19 protein-coding genes and 1 pseudogene are annotated in these 24,248 nt (G+C 66.4%); 15 read left to right on the forward strand and 5 right to left on the reverse strand.

Annotated elements, in window-relative coordinates; all coding sequences use genetic code 11:
• The first annotated feature begins 59 nt into the window (after positions 1-59).
• From BW990_RS14085 to BW990_RS14095, 3 genes are all read left to right on the forward strand, one after another.
• Positions 60-2,207, forward strand: a complete 2,148-nt coding sequence (locus BW990_RS14085; protein WP_076448803.1) for a malate synthase G — start codon at positions 60-62, stop codon at positions 2,205-2,207.
• 127 nt (positions 2,208-2,334) lie between these two features.
• On the forward strand, positions 2,335-2,763 hold the full coding sequence (locus tag BW990_RS14090) for a GlcG/HbpS family heme-binding protein (protein WP_076448806.1): 429 nt from the start codon (positions 2,335-2,337) through the stop codon (positions 2,761-2,763).
• Between the two features lie 69 nt (positions 2,764-2,832).
• Positions 2,833-3,609, forward strand: a complete 777-nt coding sequence (locus BW990_RS14095; RefSeq protein WP_076448809.1) for a gamma-glutamyl-gamma-aminobutyrate hydrolase family protein — start codon at positions 2,833-2,835, stop codon at positions 3,607-3,609.
• A gap of 310 nt (positions 3,610-3,919) precedes the next feature.
• Here BW990_RS14095 and BW990_RS14100 read toward each other — a convergent pair whose 3' ends face one another.
• Positions 3,920-4,672, reverse strand: a complete 753-nt coding sequence (locus BW990_RS14100) for an SDR family NAD(P)-dependent oxidoreductase (protein WP_076448812.1) — start codon at positions 4,670-4,672, stop codon at positions 3,920-3,922.
• A gap of 120 nt (positions 4,673-4,792) precedes the next feature.
• Here BW990_RS14100 and BW990_RS14105 point away from each other — a divergent pair, with 120 nt between their 5' ends.
• The 4 genes from BW990_RS14105 (at position 4,793) to BW990_RS14120 (ending at position 10,272) form a co-directional block, all read left to right on the forward strand.
• Positions 4,793-5,224 carry a methyltransferase family protein gene (locus BW990_RS14105; RefSeq protein ID WP_076448813.1) on the forward strand — a complete coding sequence of 144 codons (432 nt, stop codon included), beginning with the start codon at positions 4,793-4,795 and terminating at the stop codon, positions 5,222-5,224.
• A gap of 122 nt (positions 5,225-5,346) precedes the next feature.
• A complete protein-coding gene (locus BW990_RS14110; protein WP_076448815.1) occupies positions 5,347-6,921 on the forward strand; it encodes a Re/Si-specific NAD(P)(+) transhydrogenase subunit alpha in 1,575 nt (524 codons plus the stop codon).
• Between the two features lie 15 nt (positions 6,922-6,936).
• Positions 6,937-8,373 carry an NAD(P)(+) transhydrogenase (Re/Si-specific) subunit beta gene (locus tag BW990_RS14115; protein WP_076448817.1) on the forward strand — a complete coding sequence of 479 codons (1,437 nt, stop codon included), beginning with the start codon at positions 6,937-6,939 and terminating at the stop codon, positions 8,371-8,373.
• Positions 8,374-8,970: 597 nt separating this feature from the next.
• Positions 8,971-10,272: a DUF3422 family protein gene (locus BW990_RS14120; protein ID WP_076448820.1), complete on the forward strand. Its 1,302-nt coding sequence runs from the start codon at positions 8,971-8,973 to the stop codon at positions 10,270-10,272.
• Between the two features lie 382 nt (positions 10,273-10,654).
• Here BW990_RS14120 and BW990_RS14125 read toward each other — a convergent pair whose 3' ends face one another.
• The 4 genes from BW990_RS14125 to BW990_RS14140 form a co-directional block, all read right to left on the reverse strand.
• Positions 10,655-11,707 carry a YeeE/YedE family protein gene (locus BW990_RS14125; protein ID WP_076448823.1) on the reverse strand — a complete coding sequence of 351 codons (1,053 nt, stop codon included), beginning with the start codon at positions 11,705-11,707 and terminating at the stop codon, positions 10,655-10,657.
• 210 nt (positions 11,708-11,917) lie between these two features.
• Positions 11,918-12,898, reverse strand: coding sequence for an ABC transporter permease (locus tag BW990_RS14130; RefSeq protein WP_076448825.1), 981 nt, complete (start codon positions 12,896-12,898; stop codon positions 11,918-11,920).
• A complete protein-coding gene (locus BW990_RS14135) occupies positions 12,891-13,928 on the reverse strand; it encodes an ABC transporter permease (RefSeq protein ID WP_076448827.1) in 1,038 nt (345 codons plus the stop codon). Before BW990_RS14135 ends, BW990_RS14130 begins: the two co-directional genes overlap by 8 nt.
• Before the next feature lie 85 nt (positions 13,929-14,013).
• Positions 14,014-15,711, reverse strand: a complete 1,698-nt coding sequence (locus BW990_RS14140) for a peptide ABC transporter substrate-binding protein (protein WP_076448830.1) — start codon at positions 15,709-15,711, stop codon at positions 14,014-14,016.
• Positions 15,712-16,008: 297 nt separating this feature from the next.
• Here BW990_RS14140 and BW990_RS14145 point away from each other — a divergent pair, with 297 nt between their 5' ends.
• From BW990_RS14145 to BW990_RS14170, 8 genes and pseudogenes are all read left to right on the forward strand, one after another.
• Positions 16,009-17,847, forward strand: a complete 1,839-nt coding sequence (locus tag BW990_RS14145; protein WP_076448832.1) for an ABC transporter ATP-binding protein — start codon at positions 16,009-16,011, stop codon at positions 17,845-17,847.
• A gap of 35 nt (positions 17,848-17,882) precedes the next feature.
• Positions 17,883-18,890, forward strand: a complete 1,008-nt coding sequence (locus BW990_RS21475) for a DUF6602 domain-containing protein (protein WP_143526206.1) — start codon at positions 17,883-17,885, stop codon at positions 18,888-18,890.
• Positions 18,891-18,950: 60 nt separating this feature from the next.
• Positions 18,951-19,037 (forward strand): annotated as a pseudogene (locus BW990_RS22550) (glycosyl transferase); the annotation flags it as partial.
• A gap of 151 nt (positions 19,038-19,188) precedes the next feature.
• Entirely contained in the window at positions 19,189-20,046 is an 858-nt protein-coding gene (locus BW990_RS14150) for a DUF2189 domain-containing protein (RefSeq protein WP_076448834.1), read from the forward strand.
• Between the two features lie 116 nt (positions 20,047-20,162).
• Positions 20,163-20,960, forward strand: a complete 798-nt coding sequence (locus BW990_RS14155; protein WP_076448837.1) for a glycosyl transferase — start codon at positions 20,163-20,165, stop codon at positions 20,958-20,960.
• 134 nt (positions 20,961-21,094) lie between these two features.
• Positions 21,095-22,354, forward strand: coding sequence for a beta-ketoacyl-ACP synthase II (fabF, locus tag BW990_RS14160; RefSeq protein ID WP_076448994.1), 1,260 nt, complete (start codon positions 21,095-21,097; stop codon positions 22,352-22,354).
• A gap of 129 nt (positions 22,355-22,483) precedes the next feature.
• Positions 22,484-23,644: an endolytic transglycosylase MltG gene (gene mltG, locus BW990_RS14165; protein WP_076448839.1), complete on the forward strand. Its 1,161-nt coding sequence runs from the start codon at positions 22,484-22,486 to the stop codon at positions 23,642-23,644.
• Positions 23,645-23,679: 35 nt separating this feature from the next.
• A complete protein-coding gene (locus BW990_RS14170; RefSeq protein WP_234990267.1) occupies positions 23,680-24,162 on the forward strand; it encodes an asparaginase domain-containing protein in 483 nt (160 codons plus the stop codon).
• Positions 24,163-24,248 lie beyond the last annotated feature (86 nt).

Here is a 24,248-nt window from a genome sequence, read left to right on the forward strand (position 1 = left end):
GGCGCGGCGCGCGGCTATATGGGCCGTCGACGAGTGTATACAAATCCACGGAGGATCCCATGGCAGACCGGACCGAGCGGCACGGATTGCAGGTCGACACGCTTCTTTGCGACTTCATCGAAAACGAGGCGCTGACCGGGACTGGCATCGACGCGGAGGCCTTCTGGTCCGGGCTTGCGGACCTGATCGCGGAGATGACGCCCGAGAACCGCGCGCTGCTGGAGACGCGCGAGAAGCTGCAGAGCCAGATCGACGCCTGGCACCGCGAGCGCGCCAACGCGCCGCGCGACCACGAGGCCTACAAGGCCTTCCTCGAGGAGATCGGCTACCTGCTGCCCGAGGGCCCGGATTTCGAGATCGAGACCGAGAACACCGATCCCGAGATCGCGACCGTGCCCGGACCGCAGCTCGTCGTGCCGATCACCAATGCGCGCTACGCGCTAAACGCCGCAAATGCGCGCTGGGGCAGCCTCTATGACGGGTTCTACGGCACCGACGCGATGGGCAAGGCGCCGCCCGCCGGTGGCTACGACCGGGGCCGGGGCGCGCGGGTCGTGGCGCGGGCGCGGGTCTTCCTCGACCAGGCGTTTCCGATCGAGGGGACGAGCCATGCGGATGCGCGGCGTTACCACGTCTCGAAGGGGCGGCTTCTGATCGACGACAAGCCGCTGGAAAGCCCGGAGAAATTCGTGGGCTATCGCGGTCATCCGAAAGCCCCCGACGCGGTGCTTCTGCGCAATAACGGCCTGCATGTGGAGCTGGTTTTCGACCGCACCCACAATATCGGCGCGCGGGATCAGGCGGGGCTTGCGGATGTGCGGCTCGAAAGCGCCATCTCGGCGATCATGGATTGCGAGGATTCGGTGGCCTGCGTCGATGGCGAGGACAAGACGCTCGCCTATCGCAACTGGCTGGGCCTGATGAAGGGCGATCTGCAGGACAGTTTCGAGAAGGGCGGCAAGACCGTCACCCGCGCGCTCAACCCCGATCCGGTCTATACCGGGCCCGACGGCAAGGATTTCGCGATCAAGGGCCGCGCGCTGATGCTGGTGCGCAATGTGGGCCACCTGATGACCAACCCGGCGATCCTCGACAAGGACGGCAACGAGGTCTTCGAGGGGCTGATGGATGCCATGGTCACGGTGCTGATCGCCAAGCACGACCTCGCCAAGACCGACGGGCCGCGTAACTCGGTCGAGGGCTCGGTCTACGTGGTCAAGCCGAAGATGCACGGCCCGGACGAGGTGGCCTTCACCGACCGCATCTTCACCCGCGTCGAGGCGGCGCTGGGCCTGCCGCAACACACCGTCAAGATCGGCATCATGGACGAGGAACGGCGCACCAGCGTCAACCTCAAGGAATGTATCCGGGCGGCCAAGCACCGGGTGGCCTTCATCAATACGGGCTTTCTCGACCGCACCGGCGACGAGATCCACACCTCGATGGAAGCAGGCCCCTTCAGCCGCAAGGATTACATCAAGCGCAAGGGCTGGATCGACGGCTACGAGACGCGCAACGTCGATATCGGCCTGAAATGCGGGCTGTCGGGCAAGGCGCAGATCGGCAAGGGCATGTGGGCCATGCCGGACCGTATGGCGGCCATGCTCGAGACCAAGATCGGCCATCCGAAGGCCGGGGCCAATTGCGCCTGGGTGCCGTCGCCCACCGCCGCGACGCTGCACGCGCTGCATTATCACCAGGTCGACGTGATGGCGCTGCAGGCCCAGATGAAGGCGTCGGACAATTACGCGCAGGTCGATGCGATCCTGCAGATCCCGCTTGCGGATTTCCGCAAGTGGAGCCCCGAGCAGATCCGCCGCGAGGTGGAGAACAACGCCCAGGGCATCCTCGGCTACGTGGTGCGATGGGTCGACCAGGGCGTGGGCTGTTCGAAAGTGCCGGACATCAACAATGTGGGGCTGATGGAGGACCGCGCGACCTGCCGGATCTCGGCCCAGCACATCGCCAACTGGATGCATCACGACGTGGTCAGCCGCGACGAGGTGATGGAGATCATGCGCCGCATGGCCAAGGTCGTGGACGGGCAGAACGCGGACGACCCGGCCTACCGGCCGATGGCGCCGGATTACGACGGCATCGCCTTCCAGGCGGCCTGCGACCTGGTGTTCCAGGGCCGCGAGCAGCCCTCGGGCTATACCGAGCCGGTGCTGCACCGGCGCCGGCTCGAGCTGAAGGCGGCGGGATAGGATCCGGTCCGGCCTTGCGGCCGGACCCGGGTGGGGGGCGCTGCCCCCCACACCCCCGGAGGTATTTTTGGTCCGATCGTGAGGGGCGGGGGCGCTTCGGGCGGCGGAATGCAGGGAGAGAGAGAGAATGGCCGAGATTTCGCTGCGCCGCGCGCGCACCATCATCCGCAAGACGCTGGAGCACGGCAAGGAGGCGGGGATGAAGCCCCTGTCGGTGATCGTGCTGGATACCGGCGGCAACATCCAGGCCTTCGAGCGCGGCGACGGGGCGAGCCCGGGGCGGTTCCAGATCGCCCATGGCAAGGCCTACGGCGCCATCATGCTGGGCATGGCGGGCACCGCGCAGATGCAGCGCGCCGAGGCACAGGCCTATTTCATCGCCTGCGCGAACGGCGCCTTCGGCGGGCAGCTCGTGCCGGTGCCGGGCGGGGTGCTGGTGCGCGACGCCAAGGGGCGGCTTCTGGGCGCGGTGGGCGTGACCGGGGACAGCTCGGACAACGACGCGGCTGCCGCGAAAGCGGGCATCGAGGCGGTGGGGCTTGCCGCGGAGATCTGAGCGGCCTTCACCTTTGGCGGGGGATGCCGTATCCATGGGCAATCCCCTTTCGAGGCATGCGAGGCATCCATGGCGCGGCCGGTCATCGGCATCATCACCAACCATCACCTGATCAACGATCAGTACGCCGCCCATGCGGGCGGCTCGATGAATTCCGAGGCGGTGAGCCAGGTCTCGGGCTGCCTGCCGCTCCTGGTGCCGGCCGATCCGTCGGTGGTGGCGCTGGACGAGCTTCTGGAGGTTTGTGACGGCTTCCTGCTCACCGGCGGGCGGCCCAACGTGCATCCCGAGGAATACGGCGAGCCCGCCACCGAGGCGCATGGCGATTTCGACCGCGACCGCGACGCCATCACCCTGCCGCTGGTGCGGGCCTGCGTGGAGCGCGGCCAGCCGGTCTTCGGGGTCTGCCGGGGCTTTCAGGAGATGAACGTCGCCATGGGCGGCACGCTTTATCCGGAGATCCGCGACCTGCCCGGGCGGATGAACCACCGGATGCCGCCCGATGGCACGCTCGAGGAAAAGTTCGCGCTGCGCCACAAGGTGGCCTTCACCGAGGGCGGCGTCTTCCACCGGCTGCTGGGGGCGCGCGAGGTCATGACCAACACCCTGCACGGGCAGGGCATCAAGAGCCCGGGCCGGCGTGTGGTGATCGACGGGCACGCGCCGGACGGCACGCCCGAGGCCACCTATATCGAGGGCGCCCCAGGCTTCACCCTGGCGGTGCAGTGGCATCCCGAATGGCAGGCGGGCAACGACCCGGTGTCGCGGCCCTTGTTCGAGGCGTTCGGCGAGGCGGCGCGGGCCTGGGCGGCGGGCAAGCAGGCGCGGGCGCGGCTGTCGGCGTGAGGGTTGCGGCCGCCGCGCCTCGGCGTGGCGCTTTTGGGGGTCTCTGCGGGCGGGTCTCGGGATGACGTTATTGCCGCATCGGTCGATCTGAGCGCCCGAGCGCGGAATCAAGGCTGCCTTGGCAGCCGCCGCGCTCCAGCGCCTGCCCGGCCCGGAGGGGCTGGCGCTTTGGGTCCGCCAGCGCATAGCTCCTCATGCGCCCGGATTTGGCCGGCATAAAGCGCCGCCGTTCGGATGTCGCAGCGCCACCCCACCGGGCAGGCGCGCCGGGCGTGGGGCAACTGTCATGGGGCGGTCCCGGCGCCGTGCCTCAAACCTCACCGCCCGCGATCTGGATCGCCTGGCCGTTCACGCTGCCAGAGTTCGGCCCGCAAAGGAACAGCGCAGCCTCGGCCACTTCCTCGGGGCGGATCAGGCGGCCATGGGCGTTCACGCCCACCATCGCCGCGGTCGCGTCGGCCTCGGACATGCCGGTGCGTTCCATGATCTTCGTCACGTTCGACGACACGATATCGGTGTCCACATAGGCCGGGCAGAGGGCGTTGAACGTGTAGGGCTTGCCCGCGTAATCGGCCGCCAGCGCGCGGATGAGTCCGATCATGCCGTGTTTCGAGGCGGTATAGGTCGGCGCGCCCTTCAGGCCGCGCAGCCCCGCGACGGAGGAGACCGCGATCACCCGGCCCCAATCGGTCTGCCGCATCGAATCCAGCGCCTCGCGGATGGTCAGGAAACAGCCGTCGAGATTGATTGCCATCATCTGCCGCCAGAACGCGAGGTCGGTCTTGGGCAGCGCGCGGCCCTCGGCGATGCCGGCATTGGCGACGCAGATCTGCACGGGGCCGCGGGACGCGACCGCCGCGGCGATGCCGTCCCGGACCGAGGCCTCGTCGGCCACGTCCATCACCTGGCCCGAGAGGCGCAGCCCTTCGGCCTCTTCCAGCACCGCGGCGCGGCGCCCGGTGATGGTGACATGGGCGCCCGCATCCGCCAGCGCGTGGGCGATGGCAAGGCCGATCCCGGTTCCGCCGCCGGTGACCAATGCGTGTTTGCCTGCGAGATGCATGGGCGTCCTCCCTTGATGCCGGGGCGAGCCTAGGAGGGGTGCGGCGCGGCCACAAGCCGCTTGCCGCCCATCGCGGCCTCGGGCAGGCTCCGGCGGGGCGATGCGCTGCGAGGATGCGAGATGAAATGGATCGACATGCCGCCCGTCTGGCTTCTGGGCGCGCTGGTGCTGGCGCGGCTCGGCGCGGGGCTGGGCGCGGTGCCGCGGCTGCCGATGTCGGGCGCAGTCTTCATAGCGATGGGGCTGGGGCTGATCGCGCTCGCGGCCTGGGAATTCCGCCGGGCGCGCACCACGATCATCCCGCGCGACGCCCCGAGCGCCCTCATTCGCACGGGCATCTTTGCGAAAACGCGCAACCCGATCTACCTCGGCGATGCGCTGATCCTCGCGGGATGCGCGCTCTGGTGGGGCTCGCTGCCGGGTCTCCTGCTGGTTCCGGTCTTTATCTGGCTGATAAACAAGCGCTTTATCGCGGGCGAGGAGGCGCGGCTGCGGGACACGTTTCTTGCGGAATTCGACGCATATGCGCAACAAGTGAGAAGATGGCTTTAACTCCGCTGCGACCTATGGTCTAGGGCGCAAAAGGTTGAGAACGTTCGGGCGGTACGTTATGCGTGCGGCCCGAATTCTGTATGCAAAAACGACGTATGATGGATCGAAAGGGGGCCTGACCTGTGAAGATTGGTACGCCAAAAGAGGTGATGGAGGGCGAAGCGCGCGTCGCGATGACGCCCGACAGCGCCAAGATGCTGCAAAAGCTCGGCTATGACTGCGCCATCGAAACCGGCGCGGGCGAGAAAGCGGGCTTCCCGGATGCCGCCTACGAAGAGGCGGGCGTCGAAATCATCAAGACCGCCGCGGCCCTCTGGAAAGAGGTCGACATCATCGCCAAGGTCCAGCCGCCCACCGATGCCGAGGTCAAGCGGCTGTCGGAAAAGAAGACGCTGATCTCCTTCTTCTGGCCCGGCCAGAACGAGGATCTGATGAAGGCCGCCGCCGAGAAGGGCGCATCGGTGGTCGCCATGGACATGGTGCCGCGGATTTCGCGCGCGCAGAAGATGGATGCGCTGTCCTCGATGGCCAATATCGCGGGCTACCGCGCGGTGATCGAGGCGGGCAACAATTTCGGCCGCTTCTTCACCGGTCAGGTCACCGCCGCGGGCAAGGTCCCGCCGGCCAAGGTGCTGGTCGTCGGCGCCGGTGTGGCCGGTCTTGCGGCCATCGGCACGTCCACCTCGCTGGGTGCGATCACGCTGGCCTTCGACGTGCGCCCGGAAGTGGCCGAACAGGTCGAGTCGATGGGCGCCGAATTCGTCTATCTGGATTTCGAGGAAGAGGTCGAGGACGGATCGGAATCGGGCGGCTACGCCAAGCCGTCCTCTCCTGAATTCCGCGAGGCGCAGCTGGCGAAGTTCCGCGAGCTCGCCCCCGAGGTCGACATCGTCATCACCACGGCGCTCATTCCGAACCGCGAAGCGCCCGAGCTCTGGACCAAGGACATGGTCGAGGCGATGAAGCCGGGCTCGGTGATCGTCGACCTCGCCGCCGAGAAGGGCGGCAATTGCAAGCTCACGCAGAAGGACAAGAAGATCGTCACCGACAACGACGTGACGATCATCGGCTATACCGACTTCCCGAGCCGGATGGCCAAGCAATCTTCGCTGCTCTACTCCACGAACATCCGTCACCTGATGACCGACCTGACCCCTGAGAAGGACGGCCAGGTCAATCACAACATGGAAGACGACGTGATCCGCGGCGCGACCATCGCGCATGAGAAAGAGGTCACCTTCCCGCCGCCGCCGCCCAAGACCAAGGCGATCGCGGCGCAAAAGCCCAAGCCCAAGGAAAAGGAGCTGACGGCGGAGGAAAAGCAGGCCAAGGAAGCGGCGGCCTTCAAGAAGCAGACGCAGAACCAGGTCGCGCTTCTGGGCATCGGCGCCGTGCTGATCCTCGGCGTGGGCCTCATCGCGCCGGCGAGCTTCATGCAGCATTTCATCGTCTTCGTCCTGTCGGTCTTCGTGGGTTTCCAGGTGATCTGGGGTGTCAGCCATTCGCTGCACACGCCGCTCATGGCGGTCACGAACGCGATCTCGTCGATCATCATCCTGGGCGCGCTGATGCAGATCGGCTCAAGCTCGTTCCTGGTGATCCTTCTCGCCGCGCTTTCGGTCTTCATGGCCGGGATCAACATCTTCGGCGGCTTCATGGTGACACGGCGCATGCTCGCCATGTTCCAGAAATCGTAAGCGGGAGGCAGGACAATGGATTTCGGATTTACGACAGCGGCCTATGTGGTCGCGGCGGTACTCTTCATCCTCTCGCTCGGTGGTCTGAGCGGGCAGGAAAGCGCGAAGCGCGCCATCTGGTACGGCATCGTGGGCATGGCGCTGGCCGTGGTCGCGACGCTTATCGGGCCCGGTTCGGGCCTTTGGGTGGTGTCGATCATTCTCGTCGCCATGGGCGGCGTGATCGGCTGGCAACTGGCCACGCGGGTGCAGATGACGCAAATGCCCGAGCTGGTGGCGGCGATGCACAGCCTTGTCGGTCTCGCGGCGGTCTTCGTGGGCTTCAACGCCGATTTCACCATCAACATGGTGGATGCGGCCAAGGCCGCGGGCGAGGCGGTCGAGGGCAACTTCGCCGAGCTTGTCGCCAAGAAAACGGGCGTCGAGATCGGCATCCTGATGGTCGAGCTGAGCTTGGGCATCTGGATCGGTGCGGTGACCTTCACCGGCTCCATCATCGCCTATGGCAAGCTTGCCGGTAAGGTCGACACCTCGGCCAAGCAGCTGCCGGGCGGCCACATGCTGAACCTTGCCGCGGTGATCGGCTCGGTGCTGATGCTGATCCTCTACATGTCGGGATCGGGCTCGTGGACGCTGTTCGTGATGGCCGCGCTCGCGCTTTTCATCGGCTACCACCTCATCATGGGCATCGGCGGCGCCGACATGCCCGTCGTCGTCTCGATGCTGAACTCCTATTCGGGTTGGGCCGCGGCGGCGATCGGCTTCTCGCTCGGCAATGACCTGTTGATCGTCGTCGGGGCGCTCGTGGGCTCCTCCGGTGCGATCCTGTCCTACATCATGTGCAAGGGCATGAACCGCAGCTTCGTCTCGGTGATCCTGGGCGGCTGGGGCGGCTCTGCCGGCGGCGCGCAGGCCGAGGTCGAGGGCGAGCAGGTCGCGATCGACGCCGATGGCGTGGCCTCGGCGCTCGAGGAGGCCGACAGCGTGGTGATCGTGCCGGGCTACGGCATGGCCGTGGCGCAGGCGCAGAACGCCGTGTCGGAGCTGACCAAGAAGCTGCGCGGGCAGGGCAAGACCGTCCGTTTCGCCATCCACCCGGTGGCGGGCCGTCTGCCGGGGCACATGAACGTGCTTCTGGCCGAGGCCAAGGTGCCCTACGACATCGTGCTCGAGATGGAGGAGATCAACGACGACTTCCCGGATACGGACGTGGTGATCGTTATCGGCTCGAACGACATCGTGAACCCGGCGGCCCAGGACGACCCGAACTCGCCCATCGCCGGCATGCCGGTTCTGGAAGTGTGGAAGGCGAAGTCCGTCTTCGTCTGCAAGCGCGGCCAGGGCACGGGCTATTCGGGCATCGAGAACCCGCTGTTCTTCAAGGACAACACGCGGATGTTCTACGGGGATGCGAAGGCCACGATCAGCGATCTGCTGACCAAGCTCGGCTGATCTTTTCGCCATACGAGATGCGGTGCGCCCCGGGGGAGATCCCGGGGCGTATTGCGTTTGGGGACGTGGTGCGGTGGGTGCGTCTGGCCGGGGGGTGGTTGTGGTTCGACGGTTGAGCGTGGGGGCTTTGTCGCGGCCAGATCGTCGCGCGGATAGAACGTCGGCGCTGGCGTCTCCGAAGCGTCAGCCCGCGGGACGGGTCATGCCGGAGGCATGCGTCCCGCATGACCGCTGGAGCGCGGCGGCTGCAGGCAGCCTTGGTTCCGCGCCCCCGGGGGGCCTTGTGCGACTGTTGGACACGTGCGGGTGTTCTGGGGCGGCACTGAGAGCCTCGGGGCAAGAGCGCAGAGAGAGGCCCTGTCGAGGGCGGAGTGCCGCCGGCTCCACGCGCCGGGCGTGGCCGCGAACGTACAAGCGCCTCACCCAAAGCCCCGCACACTCCAAGCAGTTCAAATCGCTCGATAAAGCCCGCTGCCCGAAACTTGCGCAGTATACCGTTGCATTCCCGCAACCTATTGAAATAGATAAAAAATCCCTTTTCCCGGACCCTCGGGCGGTTTACATGCGTAACAACGCATCCCCGACAAAGGCCCCGTCATGCCGCCGATCCAGGACCATCCGCTGCGCTACAAGCTGGCAAACGAGCTGCATGCGCGGCCCTTTCCCGCGCTCGCGCCGCCCTGCCGCGCGGTCTATCTCGCGATCAAGAAGGCCAAGGGGGCGGCGTCGCGGGACCGGTCGCTCGATCTCAAGCACCTGACCGATCTGCTCGACCGCTACGGCACCACGCATCCGCAGCCGGGAGCCACGCATTACCAGACGAAGATCGGCCAGCACATGCTCAAATGGGAGCAGCATACCGAGTTCGTCACCTATACCGTGTTCCTGAACGGGCTGACCGACCGGCCGTTCGACCCCGCGGATTTCGAGGTCTTTCCGAGCGAGTGGCTCGACGATGCGCCGGGGGTGCGGATCACCTCCTGCCTCATCCGGTGCTGCACGCGGCCCGAGGATGACGGCGAGATCGAGACCCCGCTCAGGGACTGGTTCGTGCCCGAAAGCCTCGCCGTTTCCTCGGTGATCGACGACGAGGCGGTGATCGCGGGCGATTTCCGGATCGATCCGGCGGGGCATATGCGCTTTGCGGTCTTCACCCGCGAACATGTGGGCGAACGGCGCGTCGGGCGCATCGTGCAGCGGCTCTGCGAGATCGAGACCTACAAGTCGATGTCGATGCTGGGCTTCACCCGGCTGAAATCGCTGAGCCCGCGGATGGGCGATCTCGACAACGAGCTCAGCCATCTCATGGAGGCGATGACCCACGGGCAGGGCCCGGCGGAGGACACGCTGAAGGCGCTGCTGTCGGTGTCGGCGGAACTCGAGAGCCTGTCGGCGCAGACCTCGTTCCGGCTGGGGGCCACGGGCGCCTACGAGGCCATCGTGGCGCAGCGCATCGAGGTCCTGCGCGAGGTGCGCTGGCGCGGGCGCCAGACCTTCGAGGAATTCATGACCCGCCGCTACGACCCGGCGATGCGCACCGTGAAGGCCACCGAGCGGCGGCTCGGCACCATGGCCGAACGGGCGATGCGGGCGGGCGATCTCTTGCGCACCCGAGTCGAGGTGGAGCGTTCAGCGCAGAACCAGCTGTTGCTGGAATCGATGAACCAGCGGGCGGACATGCAGCTGCGCCTGCAGCGCACGGTCGAGGGGCTGTCGGTGGTGGCCATCTCCTATTACGCGGTCTCGTTGGCGGCCTACCTGCTGTATCCTGTGGGCGAGATGCTGGGCCTGTCGCGGGGCTGGCTGACCGCGGCAGTGACGGTGCCGGTGGTGCTGGCGGTCTGGGGCATGATCCGGCGCATCCGCGTGCAGATGGAGAAGCAGGGCCCGGATTTGTAGCGGGGGATGCGGGGCGCATCTTGGGGTGTGGTCCTTGGTCTTTTGCCATGCCGCGCGAAGTTGGGCGCGCCTGCCCGGGGGATGGCGCTGTGACTGTTGAACGCAAGCGCTTTATGCCAGCCAAGTCTTTGCGCATGTCGAGCGCAAGCGCTGGCGTGACCAAAGCGCCAGCCCGCGGGACGGGCAGGCGCTGGAGCGCGGCGGCTGCAAGCAGCCTTGATTCCGCGCTCTCGGGAGTGTGCTCGGCGGTTGTATGATGAAGTCTCCTCCGTGGGATCGGGTCGGCACGCGGCGAACCACTCGCGCCCTCCGAACCAAGCACAGCGCAGAAACAAAAAGGCGGACCCGAAGGTCCGCCTTTGGCATGCCGGTCGGAGCCTCCTCACTCGGCCGGATGCAGAACTCCGGCGCGGGGCCCGCGCTGCAGCGCGGCCTGCGTGACGAGGGCACCGAGTGCGATGGCGCCGAGCGCCAGAAGGGCGGCCACCGACAGGGTCGGCACGCCGGCGAGGCCCGCGCCCACGGTGCAACCGCCCGCCAGCACGCCGCCCACGCCCATCAGCGCCGCACCCAGGCCGTAGCGGCCGGTCTGCGCGGGGCTCTCGAAGCTCTGCCAAGCGAAGCGGCCCGCGATCAGCGACGAGACCAGCGCGCCGGCCAGAACGCCGCCGATGAGGCCCGTGCCGAAGCCCGCGGGGATCGAGGTGGAGGCGATGGCGAAGAACAGCGTGTCGGCCCAGGGGGCGGTGAAGGAGAGGCTCTCCATCGCGATCGGGTCGAAATCGTCGAAAAGCACGAAGCCGGTTCCGACCCAGCCCAGCGGCACGAGCAGGCCGAGCGCGGCGGCGAGGCCCAGCAGGACAGGACGCGCGCCCGAGCGCGCGGCGAAGGCCAGTGCGGCCACGGCCAGCAGCGCCGTCCAGAGCGCGGGGCCGCCGGGCAGGGCGGCCAGCGACACGGCTTCGCCCAGGGGCAGCGTGACCGCGCCCAGCGTGGTGCGGAGCGGCGCCAGCACGCCTTTCAGCGTGGCATGGGCGACGATGGCGAAAAGGACCAGGACGAAGAGGCCGCGCAGGTTGCCGCTTGCGGTGAGGACGGTCAGGCGGGACACGCAGCCGCGTGTCAGGACCATGCCCGCGCCGAAGAGCAGCCCGCCCACGGCGATGGCCAGCACCGGCAGATCGGCGGCCATGAAGCGGTGCGCGTCGAAGCTGACGAGGCCGGTCAGCACGGCGGCCTGGGTGCCCAAAAGGGCCGCGGCGAAGGCGGTCAGCCAGACCCCGGCGGCGGAGCGGCGATCCTCGCCCACCAGCGCGCGGCGGAAGCAGAAGCGCGTGATCTCGGCCAGGATGCCGAAGAGCGCGCCGAGGCCCAGGCCGGGGAAGATGGCGGCCTGCGGTGCGGTCAGGGTCTCGAACCCGAAATCAGCGAACATGGGGTCACCTCATGAGAACAATCGGTCTCATCTGGCGCGGATTTGCCGGGGTTTCAACCGGTATGGACGCCGCTCGGGGGCGGTTTCAGAGAACGCTGTTCCGGTTGGCGCCGCAAAGGCGGAATGGGCGTGTCGCGCAGCGCGGCGCGGCATGACAGCCCTCCTGCCGGGCGGTGGCCGGGGCGAAAGGCTGTCCTTATTTTTCAGCCCCTAGCGCCCGCGCAACCGCGGATCGAGCGCGTCGCGCAGCCCGTCGCCCAGGTAATTCACCGACAGAACGGTCAGCGAGATGGCGGTGCCGGGCAGGACCACGCGTTCGGGGAATTCGGACATGCGCGGCACCGCGTCGGCCAGCATCTTGCCCCAGGTCGGGAAGTCGGACGGGAAGCCCACGCCGAGGAAGGACAGCGCCGATTCGGTGATGATCGCCGTGGCGAGGCCGAGCGTCGCCGAGACCATGATCGGCGACAGGACGTTGGGCAGAAGATGGCGGCGGATGATCTTGCCGGAGGTCGTGCCGATGGAGCGCGCGGCGAGAATGAACTCGCGTTCCTTCAGCGCGAGGATGTCGCCGCGCACGATCCGCGCGGTGGGCATCCAGGAGGTGATGCCGACGATGGTGACGATCAGGATGAACATGCCGCCCTCGGGTCCGAACGCGGCGCGCAGCGGCTGGCGGAAGAGCGTCACCGCGACCAGCAGCAGCGGCAGGATCGGCAGCGACAGGAACAGGTCGGTGATCCGCATGAGCGGGCCGTCGAGACGGCGGAAATAGCCCGCCAGCACGCCGACGCCGGTGCCGATCAGCAGCGACAGCACCATCGCCGCCCAGCCAACCGCAAGCGAGGCGCGCCCGCCCGCGATCATCTGCGCGAGCTGGTCGCGCCCGAGATTGTCGGTGCCGAAGGGATGCCCCCAGCTCACATTGGCGGTGCCGTCCCAGAGGGCGGTATAGATCGGCCTGAGATCCTTGTTGCGGATGTCGAGCCGCTGCGGATCGAGCGTCCAGATATAGGGGCCGAGCAGGACCGCGAGGGTGATGAAGATCAGCACCGCCGCCCCCATCATCGCGCCCTTGTGCTTGCGGAACTGCGCCCAGACATCCGCCGCCTGGCTGCGCGGCGGGGCGAGCGGGCCTTCGTCGCGCAGCGCTTCGATGGCCTTGGGGCTTGCGGGGACGGGCTCAGTCATAGCGGATCCTCGGGTCGAGCACGCCGTAGAGCACGTCGGCGATCAGGTTGAAGAGCACGATGAGTACCGCGAAGATGAAGGTCAGCGTCATCACCATCGGCAGGTCGTTGGCGAAGAGCGCCGTGATGAGAAGCTGGCCGATGCCGTTCACCTTGAAGACGTTCTCGGTGATGATCGCGCCGCCGAAGATCGCGGGCACCCCGAGGGCGATGACCGTGACCACGGGGATCATCGAGTTGCGCAGCACGTGGATATTGACCACGACCGCCTCGGACAGGCCCTTGGCCCGCGCCGTGCGGACGTAATCGGCGCCGAGATTGTCGAGCATCGCCGCCCGCATGTAGCGCGAGATCTGCGCGGTGGTCTGCAGCGCCAGCACCATCACCGGCATGATCATCTGCTGCAGCTGCACCACGAAGCTGTCCCAGTCGGTGACCTCGTGGGTGGTGTCGTAGATCGACGGGAACCAGCCGAGCCCCACCGAGAAGATCACGATCAGAAGCGGGCCGGTGAAGAAGGGCGGAATGGAAAAGCCGATCATCGTCACGAAGGTGCCCGCCTGGTCGAAGACGGAATATTGCCGGTAGGCGGAATAGACCCCGATGGGCAGCGCGATCAGCACGCCCACCACATAGGCCAGCCCCACCACCCAGAGCGTCTGCGGCATCCGCTGGACGACGATGTCCATCACCGGCGAGCGGGTCTGCCAGGAGATCACGCGCAGCTCGCCCTGATAGAGCGCCGTGTCGGGAAGCCAGGAGAAGAGCGTCGAGGAGGCGGTGAGGTAGTCGATCAGCACCTTGGGCTCGATCCAGAAGACCTGCACCAGCCATTTCCAGTATTGCACCAGCGGCGGCTCGCCGAGGCCGAGTGCCTCGCGCATCTTTTCCTTCACCGCGTCGGGCACGGTCAGCGGCACCTGCGCCATCGGATCGCCGGGTGCCAGCTGCAGCAGCATGAAGACCGCGAACGAGATGAAGAGAAGCGTCGGGATCGAGAGAAGCAATCGTCTCGCGATGAATGTCAGCATGCGGCGCCTCGGGTCAGGTCTGTGGGACGGTCATGCGATGGTGCAGGCCGGGCGGGGCCGGCCTGCACGTCTCGTCAGGGTCGGATCAGTCGATGCGGTACCAGTCCGCGACGTTCCACAGCTCGCTGTCCCAGACGTTCAGGACCACGCCGCCCAGCGTGTTGGAGGCCGCCGAGATGCGCCCGCGATGCACGAGCGGGATCATCATGCCGTTCTCGAAGGCGAGGCGGTTCAGCTCCTGGCTGATGCGCACGCGCTCCTCGGGATCGTCGATCTGGGTCAGCTGGGCATGAAGGGCGTCGTATTCCTCCATGCAGAAGCGCGACACGTTCTCGCCCTGCCACTGGGTCGCGGGCGAGGGGATCTTGTCGCACAGACCATTGCCGAAATAGCTTTGCGGATCGGTGCCGTCGAAGGTGTTCTGGTACATCTCGATATCGGCGTAGAACTTCTGGAACGTGTCCGGGCTGCCCGGATCGCCGCCGAAGAAGACCGAGGCGTCGATGTTGCGCAGCTCGGTCTCGATGCCGATCTCCGACCACCACTGCTTCAGCAGCGCCTGGAAGTCCTGGCGCACGGCGTTGGTCGAGGTCTGGAAGACCAGCGACATCGGCACGCCATTGGCTTCGCGGATGCCGTCGCCGTCGCTGTCGACAAAGCCTGCCTCATCCAGCAGCGCGTTGGCGCCGGCGATGTCCTGCTCGAAGCAGCCCTCGACCTCGATGGCGTAGATCTCGGGGCCCGCGACCCAGGAACAGGTGGGCTTGCCCGCGTCGCCGTAGCCCACTTCGCTGAGAAGCGGACGGTCGATGGCCATGGACATCGCCTTGAAGACCGCCGGTTCCTGCAGGAACGGGTGCGGCCCAATCACCGCGCGCTCATCGGGGCCGAGCGCCGGGTCGGGGTTCGTCCAGTTCAGCATGACGCGCTCCACGCCGGTGCCGAAGCCGGCCACGGGCGTGCCCATCCCGCCCTGTTCCATCGAGGCGATCACGTCGGGGGCGAGCTGCAGGTTCCAGGCGTAGTCGAACTCGCCCGTCTCCATCACCGCGCGGCCCGCCGCCGTGGCATCGCCGCCGCCCTTGAAGTTCACGGTCGCGAAGGCAGGCTTGGCCGGGTCGCGGAAATTCTCGTTGGCCTCGAAGGTGATGACGTCGTTCGGTTTGAACTCGGCCACGGTGAAGGGGCCGGTGCCGATCGGATAGAAGTTCTGGTCGGTGCAGGAGGGGGCATTGGCGCCGGTGCAATCGGCGAATTGCGCCTGCTGCAGGATCGGGCTCTGGGCGCCCACGAAGGGCTGGTAGGGGTTGGAGACGGGGCTGTCGAAGGTCACCACCACGGTCAGATCGTCCGGGGTCTCGACGCTGGCCACGTTCTCGAATTTCGCCAGCTGGGCGCAGCCGCCTTGGGGGTCGGTGCAATATTCGTAGGTGAACTTCACATCCGCCGAGGTGAAGGGCGTGCCGTCGGACCAGACGATGCCCTCCTGGATCTTCCATGTGAGCTGGGTCTTGTCCTCGCTGAACCCGCCATTGGCGAGTGTCGGCACCTCGGCCGCGAGCCACGGCACCAGCGCGCCGGTCTCGTCGTAGCGCGCCAGAGGCTCGAGCACGAGCGAGGCGGCCTCGATATCCTTGGTGCCGCCCGTCAGGAACGGGTTCAGGATCGACGGCGCCTGCCAATAGATGATGTTCACCTGGCCGTCCGACGCGCGCTCCGCGAAGGCAGCGGGTGCAAGGCCGGTGATGGCCACTGCCCCCATGAGCAAGGTCTTGATTTTCATGAAGTCTCTCCCGTGTTGGTGTCGGTCTCGTTCCGGACCGTCTTGCGTCTGGCGGGCAATGCCGCTGCCGGGGCGTCCGGCGGCGGGCCGGGCCCGACAAGGCATAGACGAAACCACAGACCGGGAAAAATGCAAGCTTTGGCGTCATGTCGGACCGCTCTGTTGCGCCGCTGCCCGCCCGATAGGCAGAGACCGGGGCCGGGCGGGTGCGGCGGCCCGGCGCGGATGCGCGGCGGTTTGACTTCCGCCCCGCGGTCTTCCTAGGGTTGCGGGCCGAGGCCTTCCGAAGGACATCCCATGCTCGACACCGAGACCCCCGATCCCATCGTTCGGATCGACAACCTGCGGGTGGAATTCCAGACCAAGAGCGGCCGGGTCGCGGGCGTCAAGGACGTCTCCTTCGCCATCGCGCCGGGCGAGACGGTCTGCATCGTGGGCGAAAGCGGATCGGGCAAGTCGGTCTCGTCGCTGTCGCTGATGCGGCTCATCGAGTTCTCGGGCGGCGATATCGCGGGCGGGCGCATCCTGTTCGACCGCAAGACCGGAGGCGCGCTGGACCTCGCCGGGGCGGATCAGGATCTGATGCGGCAGATCCGCGGCAACGAGATCGGCATGATCTTCCAGGAGCCGATGACCGCGCTCAACCCGGTCTTCACCATCGAACGCCAGCTGACCGAGGGGCTGCGGGTGCATCGCGGCCTGTCGCGCGGCGCCGCGCGGGCGCGGGCGCTGGAGCTTCTGCGCGAAGTGCGCATCCCCGAGCCCGTGCGGCGGCTGCAGCAATATCCGCACGAGCTGTCGGGCGGGATGCGCCAGCGGGTGGTGATCGCCATGGCGCTCGCCTGCAAGCCGCGGCTGCTGATCGCGGACGAGCCCACGACCGCGCTCGACGTGACCATCCAGGCGGAGATCCTCGCGCTCATCGACCGGCTGAAGCGCGAGACCGGCACGGCGGTGATGTTCATCACCCACGACATGGCGGTGGTGGCGCAGATGGCCGACCGCGTCGTGGTGATGTTCCGCGGCGAGAAGGTCGAGGAGGGGCCGGTCGCGCGGATTTTCGATGCGCCCGAGCATCCCTACACCCAGGCGCTGCTGGCGGCGGTGCCGAAACTGGGCGAGATGGCGGGCACCGATGCACCCGCGCCGATGAAGCTGGTGGGGCGCGACGACCAGGACACCGATCCGATCCCCGGCACGACCACGCCGCTGCTGCGGGTCGAGGGGCTGACCACGCGCTTTCCGGTGCAGGGCGGGTTCTTCCGGCGGATCGTGGCGAACGTGCACGCGGTGGAGGACCTGTCCTTCACGATCAACCGGGGCCAGACGCTGTCCCTCGTGGGCGAATCGGGCTGCGGGAAATCCACCGCGGGGCGGTCGGTCCTGCGGCTGGTGGAGCCGCTGTCGGGGACGGTCGATCTGGACGGCACCGATATCATCGGGCTCAACGACCGCGACCTGCGGCGCGCGCGGGTCCACATGCAGATGATCTTCCAGGACCCCTTCGCGTCGCTCAACCCGCAGATGCAGCTGGCCGACCAGGTGGCGGAGCCCCTGTGGAATTACGGCGGGATGGGACTCTCGAAGGACGAGATCGGCGACAAGGTGGCGAACCTCTTCGACCGGGTGGAGCTGCCGCGCAGCTTCATGCAGCGCTATCCGCACGAGCTGTCGGGCGGGCAGCGCCAGCGGATCGCCATTGCCCGGGCGCTGGCGCTGAACCCCAAGCTCATTGTCGCGGACGAGGCGGTCTCGGCGCTCGACGTGTCGGTGCAGGCGCAGGTGCTGAACCTGATGCTGGAACTGCAGGCGGAGCTGGGGCTGTCCTTCCTGTTCATCTCCCACGACATGGCGGTGGTGGAGCGCGTGTCGCACCATGTGGGGGTGATGTATCTGGGCCGGATCGTCGAGATCGGCCCCCGCCGCGCCGTCTTCGAGGACCCGCGCCACCCCTATACGCAGGCGCTGATGAAGGCGGTGCCCATCGCGGACCCTGCGCGGCGCAAGTCGGAGCGCGACCTGAACTTCAAGCCGATCCCGTCACCCATTCACCCGGTGGGGTATGAGCCTGTGGCGAATGTGTACGAGGAGGTGGGGCCGGGGCATCGGGTGTTGGTGTCGGAGAGTGGGTATTGAGTTAATGCAAATCTTTAGAAAGCTGTTTTTAAAATATGGAAAGTGAAAAGCATGATTTGGCGTTATTTTTGGATAGCGTTAATGCAAAGCTAAACTATGATTATAAGACAATACAGAAACGGGTGAAGGAAGATCCTGGAACAGCCGGTGACCAGGCTGAAGAAACTTGGGCGCAGATTTTAAGAGAGTGGCTGCCGAACCATTTTCATGTGGTAACCAAAGGAAGAGTTATCGGAAGTGATGGAGCAGCGTCTCCTCAGTGCGATGTGGTCGTCTTGTGGCCAAGTTACCCGAAGTTCTTGTTGGATAAGAAAATGTACTTGGCTTCTGGTGTTGCTGCAGTATTTGAGTGCAAGTTGACCTTAAGACGGCAGCATCTCGAAAAAATTTTTAAAAACTCAGTTGCTTTATCTGAAATCTCAAAAGGTGAGTATGAAGATCGTTTAAGAAGAAAAAAGATCAAAGGAGAAAATTTCTTCTATGAAAAATACCATAGGATTTTTGAGTTTGGCGTCCTTGCGCATTCCTATGAGAAAGAGCCTTCACAGGCTGCAGTTGACGAACTTTCCAAAGCTATCGAGGAACACGACAAGCTGCATGTCAAGGATCCAGTTCATATGGTTGATCTTTTCTGCGTACACAATATGGGGTCATGGGTGAGTGAGAAACTTGGTGTTACTCCAACGGTAATTGAAACTGAAAAGAATGAATTTGCTAGAATCGACTATGCGCCTATCGCTACAACAAATTACCATTGCTTGAGCGTCTTTTCTTGGGGTGAGGGGACAGGTCATAGAGAGAATTTCTCTGCTCTTGGGTCATTTATTTCTCGATTTTATCGAAAGCTATCACGCGTTGATGATACACTTGGCTTGATTTCTAATTACTATATCAAAGCGCTCTCTACGGGTGCAGGCGGTGGTGGTGCTAGGCGCTTATGGGAGTATGGTCCTGATAACGCTGAGATGCTCAAACTAATCCAAAATCGTCGAGGTTTGGATGAAAGAGTTTTCTACGAAGATTTTATTTTTTTAGGCTTCTAGGTAACGTGATATTTGAACTCGGCCTTCCCCCCACGGGACCCCTCCGCTAAACCCCACCCCATGACCCGTACCAACATCATCTGCATCAAGTGGGGCACGCTCTTCGGGCCGGAATATGTTAACCGGCTCTATTCCGGCGTGCGACGGCCCCCCCCCCGAAGCGCGCCCCCCGTCCCCCATTCGTGACTGACCGCGCCGCGGCGATCTGCTAGACTGGCCCCATGACACCATACTGCCTGGCCACCCGGGCGACGTCCGAGCTCTCCCGCATGTGGCGCAGCACACCGGAGGGTCTCTTATGGTCAAGACAATCGGCAATCCCCTGTCCTGGACGATGCACCGCCTCGCCGGTGCGGCCGGGCATGTCTCGCACAGCGTCGAGGGCATCGGCGGGGTCGAGGAGGTCACGCCCGAGGTGCAGGCGCTGACTCTCGAGGATCTGCGCCACGCGCTGCGGCAGGGCTGGGCGGATTTCGGGGCGGCGCGGACGGACGTCATGTTCATCTGCCTCGTCTACCCGGTCGTGGGCGTGCTGCTCGCGGCAATCGGGTTCAACATGAACATGCTGCCGATCCTGTTCCCGGTCGCGGCGGGCTTCGCGCTGCTGGGGCCGCTCGCGGCGGTGGGGCTCTACGAGGTCAGCCGCCAGCGCGAGACGGGGCAGCCGGTCTCCTGGCTGGTGGCGCTGCACGTGGTCCGGTCGCCGAATTTCGGCGCGATCCTGGTGCTGGGGCTCTACCTCGCGGTCCTGTTCCTGGCGTGGCTTCTGGTGGCCCATCTGATCTGGCTGGTCACGCTGGGCCCGGTGCCGCCCGAGACGCTGACGGGCTTCGCCGCGGCGGTGCTGACCACCGGGGCGGGCTGGGCGATGATCGTGCTCGGCATGGCGGTGGGATGCCTCTTCGCGCTGGCGGTGCTGATCACCGGCGCGATCAGCTTTCCGCTGCTGCTCGATCACAATATCGGCGTGCCGGCGGCCATCGCGACCTCCTACCGGGTGTTTCGCAGGAACCCGCGGACCATGATCGTCTGGGGCGCGCTGGTGGCGGCGCTGCTGGTGCTGGGGTCGATCCCGGCCTTCATCGGGCTGGTGATCGTGCTGCCGCTTCTGGGCCACGCGACCTGGCACCTCTATCGCCGGGCGGTGACGTTCTGAGGCCGGGGCCGGGCGCCGGGTCCGGCTGAGCCGGGGCGGGGCGGGCGGCAGCCCGGCGGCACGCGATGGCGGGCACGCACTTCCCCCGCCATCCCGGCTCTGCTAACCGGTCCCCCATGACCCAAGCCACCATCATCTGCATCAAGTGGGGCACGCTTTTCGGGCCGGAATACGTCAACCGGCTCTATTCCGGCGTGCGGCGGAACCTTGCGGGCCCCGTCCGTTTCCTTTGCATGACGGACGTGACCCGGGGCCTGCATCCCGATATCGAGGTGCTGGACCTGCCCGAGGAACCCTTCCGCGCCCAGATGGACGCGGCGCTCGCGGTGGCCAACCGGCAGGGGGCCATGCGCAAGACCTCGCTCTTTCGGCGCGGCCTCATTCCGAATCTCGAAGGGCCGGTGCTGGGCTTCGATCTCGACGTGGTCATCACCGGCGATCTGACCCCGATCCTCGAGCTTGCGCCGGGCGATGTCGCCATGCGCCACGACTGGACCGAGAAGCGCAAGGGGCGGCCCACCGGGCATGGCTCGGTCTTCCGCTTCGACCCGAAGCTTCACGGCTTTCTTTATGACGATCTGGCGGCCAACCCCTATGCGGAGGTGGAGAAGGCGCGCGGGTCCGAGCAGCGCTACACCTCGCACAAGGCGATGGACCGGGGGCTTTTCACCTACATCCCCGAGGCGTGGGTCGTGTCGTTCAAATACGATTGCAACCCGTTCCCCGGCAATTACCTGCGGCCCCCGCACCTGCCCGAAGAGGCGCGCGTCGTGTGTTTTCACGGCCATCCCAAGATGGACGAGGCGATCGACGGCTATCGCGGCTCGCTCATCCGCTTCTCAAAACCCTGTCCGTGGCTGCGCGAAAACTGGATCGACCGGGCGGCGGCGGATCTCGGCCCCGACTGGGCATGATCCGGGCATGATCCTGCCGGGGCGTGTTTTTCGCGGTCTTGCGCTGCGCTGCGGCGCGGGCGCGGTCTTGCTCCGTGGGCATGGCCGCGATAAGAGCCGGTGCTGACAGAGAAATGAGCGAGAAGGGCCGCCGCATGCGTCGTGTCGTCGTCACCGGAATGGGCCTCGTGACCCCGCTTGCCACGGGGGTCGAGGAAAGCTGGAGCCGCATCCTCGCGGGCCAATCGGGGGCGGGCACGATCTCCAAGTGGGACGCCTCGCACCTGGCCACGGATTATGCCTGCGAGGTGATCTGGGGCGACGGGTCCGACGGCAGCTTCAACCCCGATGACTGGATGGCCGCGAAGGATCGCCGCAAGGTGGACGACTTCATCCTCTATGGTGTCGCGGCAGCCGAGCAGGCGGTGCAGATGGCCGGCTGGACACCCGAGGACGAAGAGGACCGGCTGCGCACCGGCGTCATGATCGGCTCGGGCATCGGCGGGCTGAATTCCATCGCCGAGACCGCGATCCTGATCCGCGAGAAAGGGCCGCGCAAGGTGTCGCCGTTCTTCATTCCGGGCGCGCTCATCAACCTCATCTCGGGGCAGGTGTCGATCCGCTACGGCTTCAAGGGGCCGAACCACGCGGTGGTGACGGCCTGCTCCACCGGTGCCCACGCCATCGGCGACGCCTCGCGGCTAATCCAGCACGGCGATGCGGACGTGATGATCGCGGGCGGGGCCGAAGCGGCCATCTCCGAGATTGGCATCGCGGGCTTCAACGCCTGCAAGGCGCTCTCGACCAAGCGCAGCGACGATCCGCAGAAAGCGAGCCGGCCCTATGACGCCGACCGCGACGGCTTCGTGATGGGCGAGGGCGCGGGCGTCGTGGTGCTGGAGGAATACGACCACGCGGTGGCGCGTGGCGCCACGATCTACGCCGAGGTGTCGGGCTACGGCCTTTCGGGCGACGCCTATCACATCACCGCGCCCTCCGAGGATGGCGAGGGCGGTGAGCGCTCGATGCGGGCGGCGCTGAAGAATGCGGGGCTGAAGCCCGCCGATATCGACTATATCAACGCCCATGGCACCTCGACCATGGCGGATGTGATCGAGCTCGGCGCGGTGGAGCGGATGATGGGCGACGCGGCCTCCAAGGTCACCATGTCGTCGACCAAGTCGGCCACCGGGCACCTTCTGGGGGCCGCGGGCGCGATCGAGGCGATCTTCTCGATCCTCGCGATCCGCGACCAGGTGGCGCCACCGACGATCAACCTCGACAATCCCGCGGTCGAGACCAAGGTGGACCTCGCCCCGAACGCCAAGGTCGTGCGCGAGATCACCCATGCGCTGTCCAATTCCTTCGGTTTCGGCGGCACCAATGCCAGCGTGATCTTCTCGAAGCCCGCCTGAGCGGTCGGCTGAATTCCGCGCGCCCGGCGGGCCGGCGGGCTTTTCCCCGGCGCCGCGAGACGGCACAATTTGAACGAAGGGCCTGCCCGGACGGGCGGGCCTCTCGCAATAAAGAGCAGGACGAACCCCATGTGGCGCAATATCGCCTCGAACGCGCTGACCTTCCTGGTCGTCGTCGTCTTCCTTTTCGGCGGCATGCTGATCTGGGCGCAACGGGAATACGAGACATCGGGCCCGCTGACCGAGCCGATCTGCCTCGAAGTGCCGCGCGGGACGAACATGACGCGGGTCTCGGAGGATCTGGCCGCGCAGAACGCGGTGTCCTCGGGGATGCTGTTCCGGCTCGGGGCGGATTACGCCGACAAGACGCAGGAGTTGAAGGCGGGCTCCTATCTCGTGCCCGAGGGCGCCTCGATGCGGCAGATCGTCGAGATCGTGACCCGCGGCGGCGCGTCGACCTGCGGTACGGAAGTGGTCTACCGGATCGGCGTCACCAATGCCGAGGTCGAGGTGCGCGAGCTTGACCCCGCCACCGGCCGCTTCGTGGAGATCGCCGAGTTCGATCCCGCCGCCGAAGAGCCGCCGCAGCCCTTCCTCGACGTGCGCGCCCGCGCCGATACGCGCTACCGCGTGACGCTGGCCGAGGGCGTGACGAGCTGGCAGGTCATCGAGGAGCTGAAATCCGTCGACGTGCTCGAGGGCGAGGTCGAGGTGCCCGCGGAGGGATCGCTGGCGCCCGACAGCTACGAGGTGTCGGTGGGCGACACCCGCGCGAGCCTCGTCGAACGGATGCGCCGGGCGCAGGACATCATCCTCGCCGATGAATGGGCCAACCGCGCCGACGGGCTGCCGCTCGAAAGCCCGACCGAGGCGCTGATCCTGGCCTCCATCGTCGAGAAGGAAACCGGCGGCGCCGAGGAGCGTCCGCAGGTCGCCTCCGTCTTCATCAACCGCCTGCGCCAGGGCATGCGGCTGCAGACCGACCCGACGGTGATCTACGGCATCACCAATGGCGAGGGCACGCTGGGCCGGGGCATCCGGCAGTCCGAGCTGCGCGCGGAGACGCCCTACAACACCTACGTGATCGACGGGCTGCCGCCCACGCCCATCGCCAATCCCGGCCGCGCCTCGATCCGCGCGGCGCTCAATCCCGACGAGACGGAGTACCTGTTCTTCGTGGCGCGCACGCTCGATCCGGCGGACGGGCACCTCTTCGCCGAGACGCTGGCCGAGCATAACGAGAACGTCGCGGCCTATCGCCGCCTCGAAGCCGAGCGGGACAGCCAGTGATTGGGCAGGGGCATCCGGCGAGGAAGGACCTGCGCGTGATCGTGACCGGGGGGACCATCGACAAGGTCCACGACCCGGCCAGCGAAGGGCTCGCCTTCTCGCCCGACGGCGCCACGCATCTGCCGGAAATGCTGCGCATCGGGCGCTGCCATTTCCCGGTCGTGGAAAAGCTGATGCTGAAGGATTCGCTTTATTTCGACGATGCGGACCGCGCCGCCATCGCGGAGGCGGTCCGCGCCGCGCCCGAACCCGCGATCGTGCTGACCCACGGGACGGGCACGATGGGCCAGACCGCGCGCCACCTCGCCGCGACCCTGCCCGACACCGACAAATGCGTGGTCCTGACTGGCGCGATGCGGCCCTTCTCGCTTTACGCCTCGGACGGGGAATTCAACCTGGGCGGCGCCGTCCTGGCCGCGCAGATCCTGGCGCCCGGCATCTGGGGTGTGATGAACGGCCGCGTCTTCCCGGCGGACCGCCTCGACAAGAACGTCGATCAGGGCCGCTTCGACCTCTGAGCCCGCCGCCTGTCCGCCCGCGCGTCCCAGTTCCGGGTGGCGGCGCCGCGGGCATGTCACGATCGGACCAAAAATACCTCCGGGGA

This window comes from Roseivivax lentus (assembly GCF_900156805.1).
GTDB lineage: Bacteria > Pseudomonadota > Alphaproteobacteria > Rhodobacterales > Rhodobacteraceae > Roseivivax > Roseivivax lentus.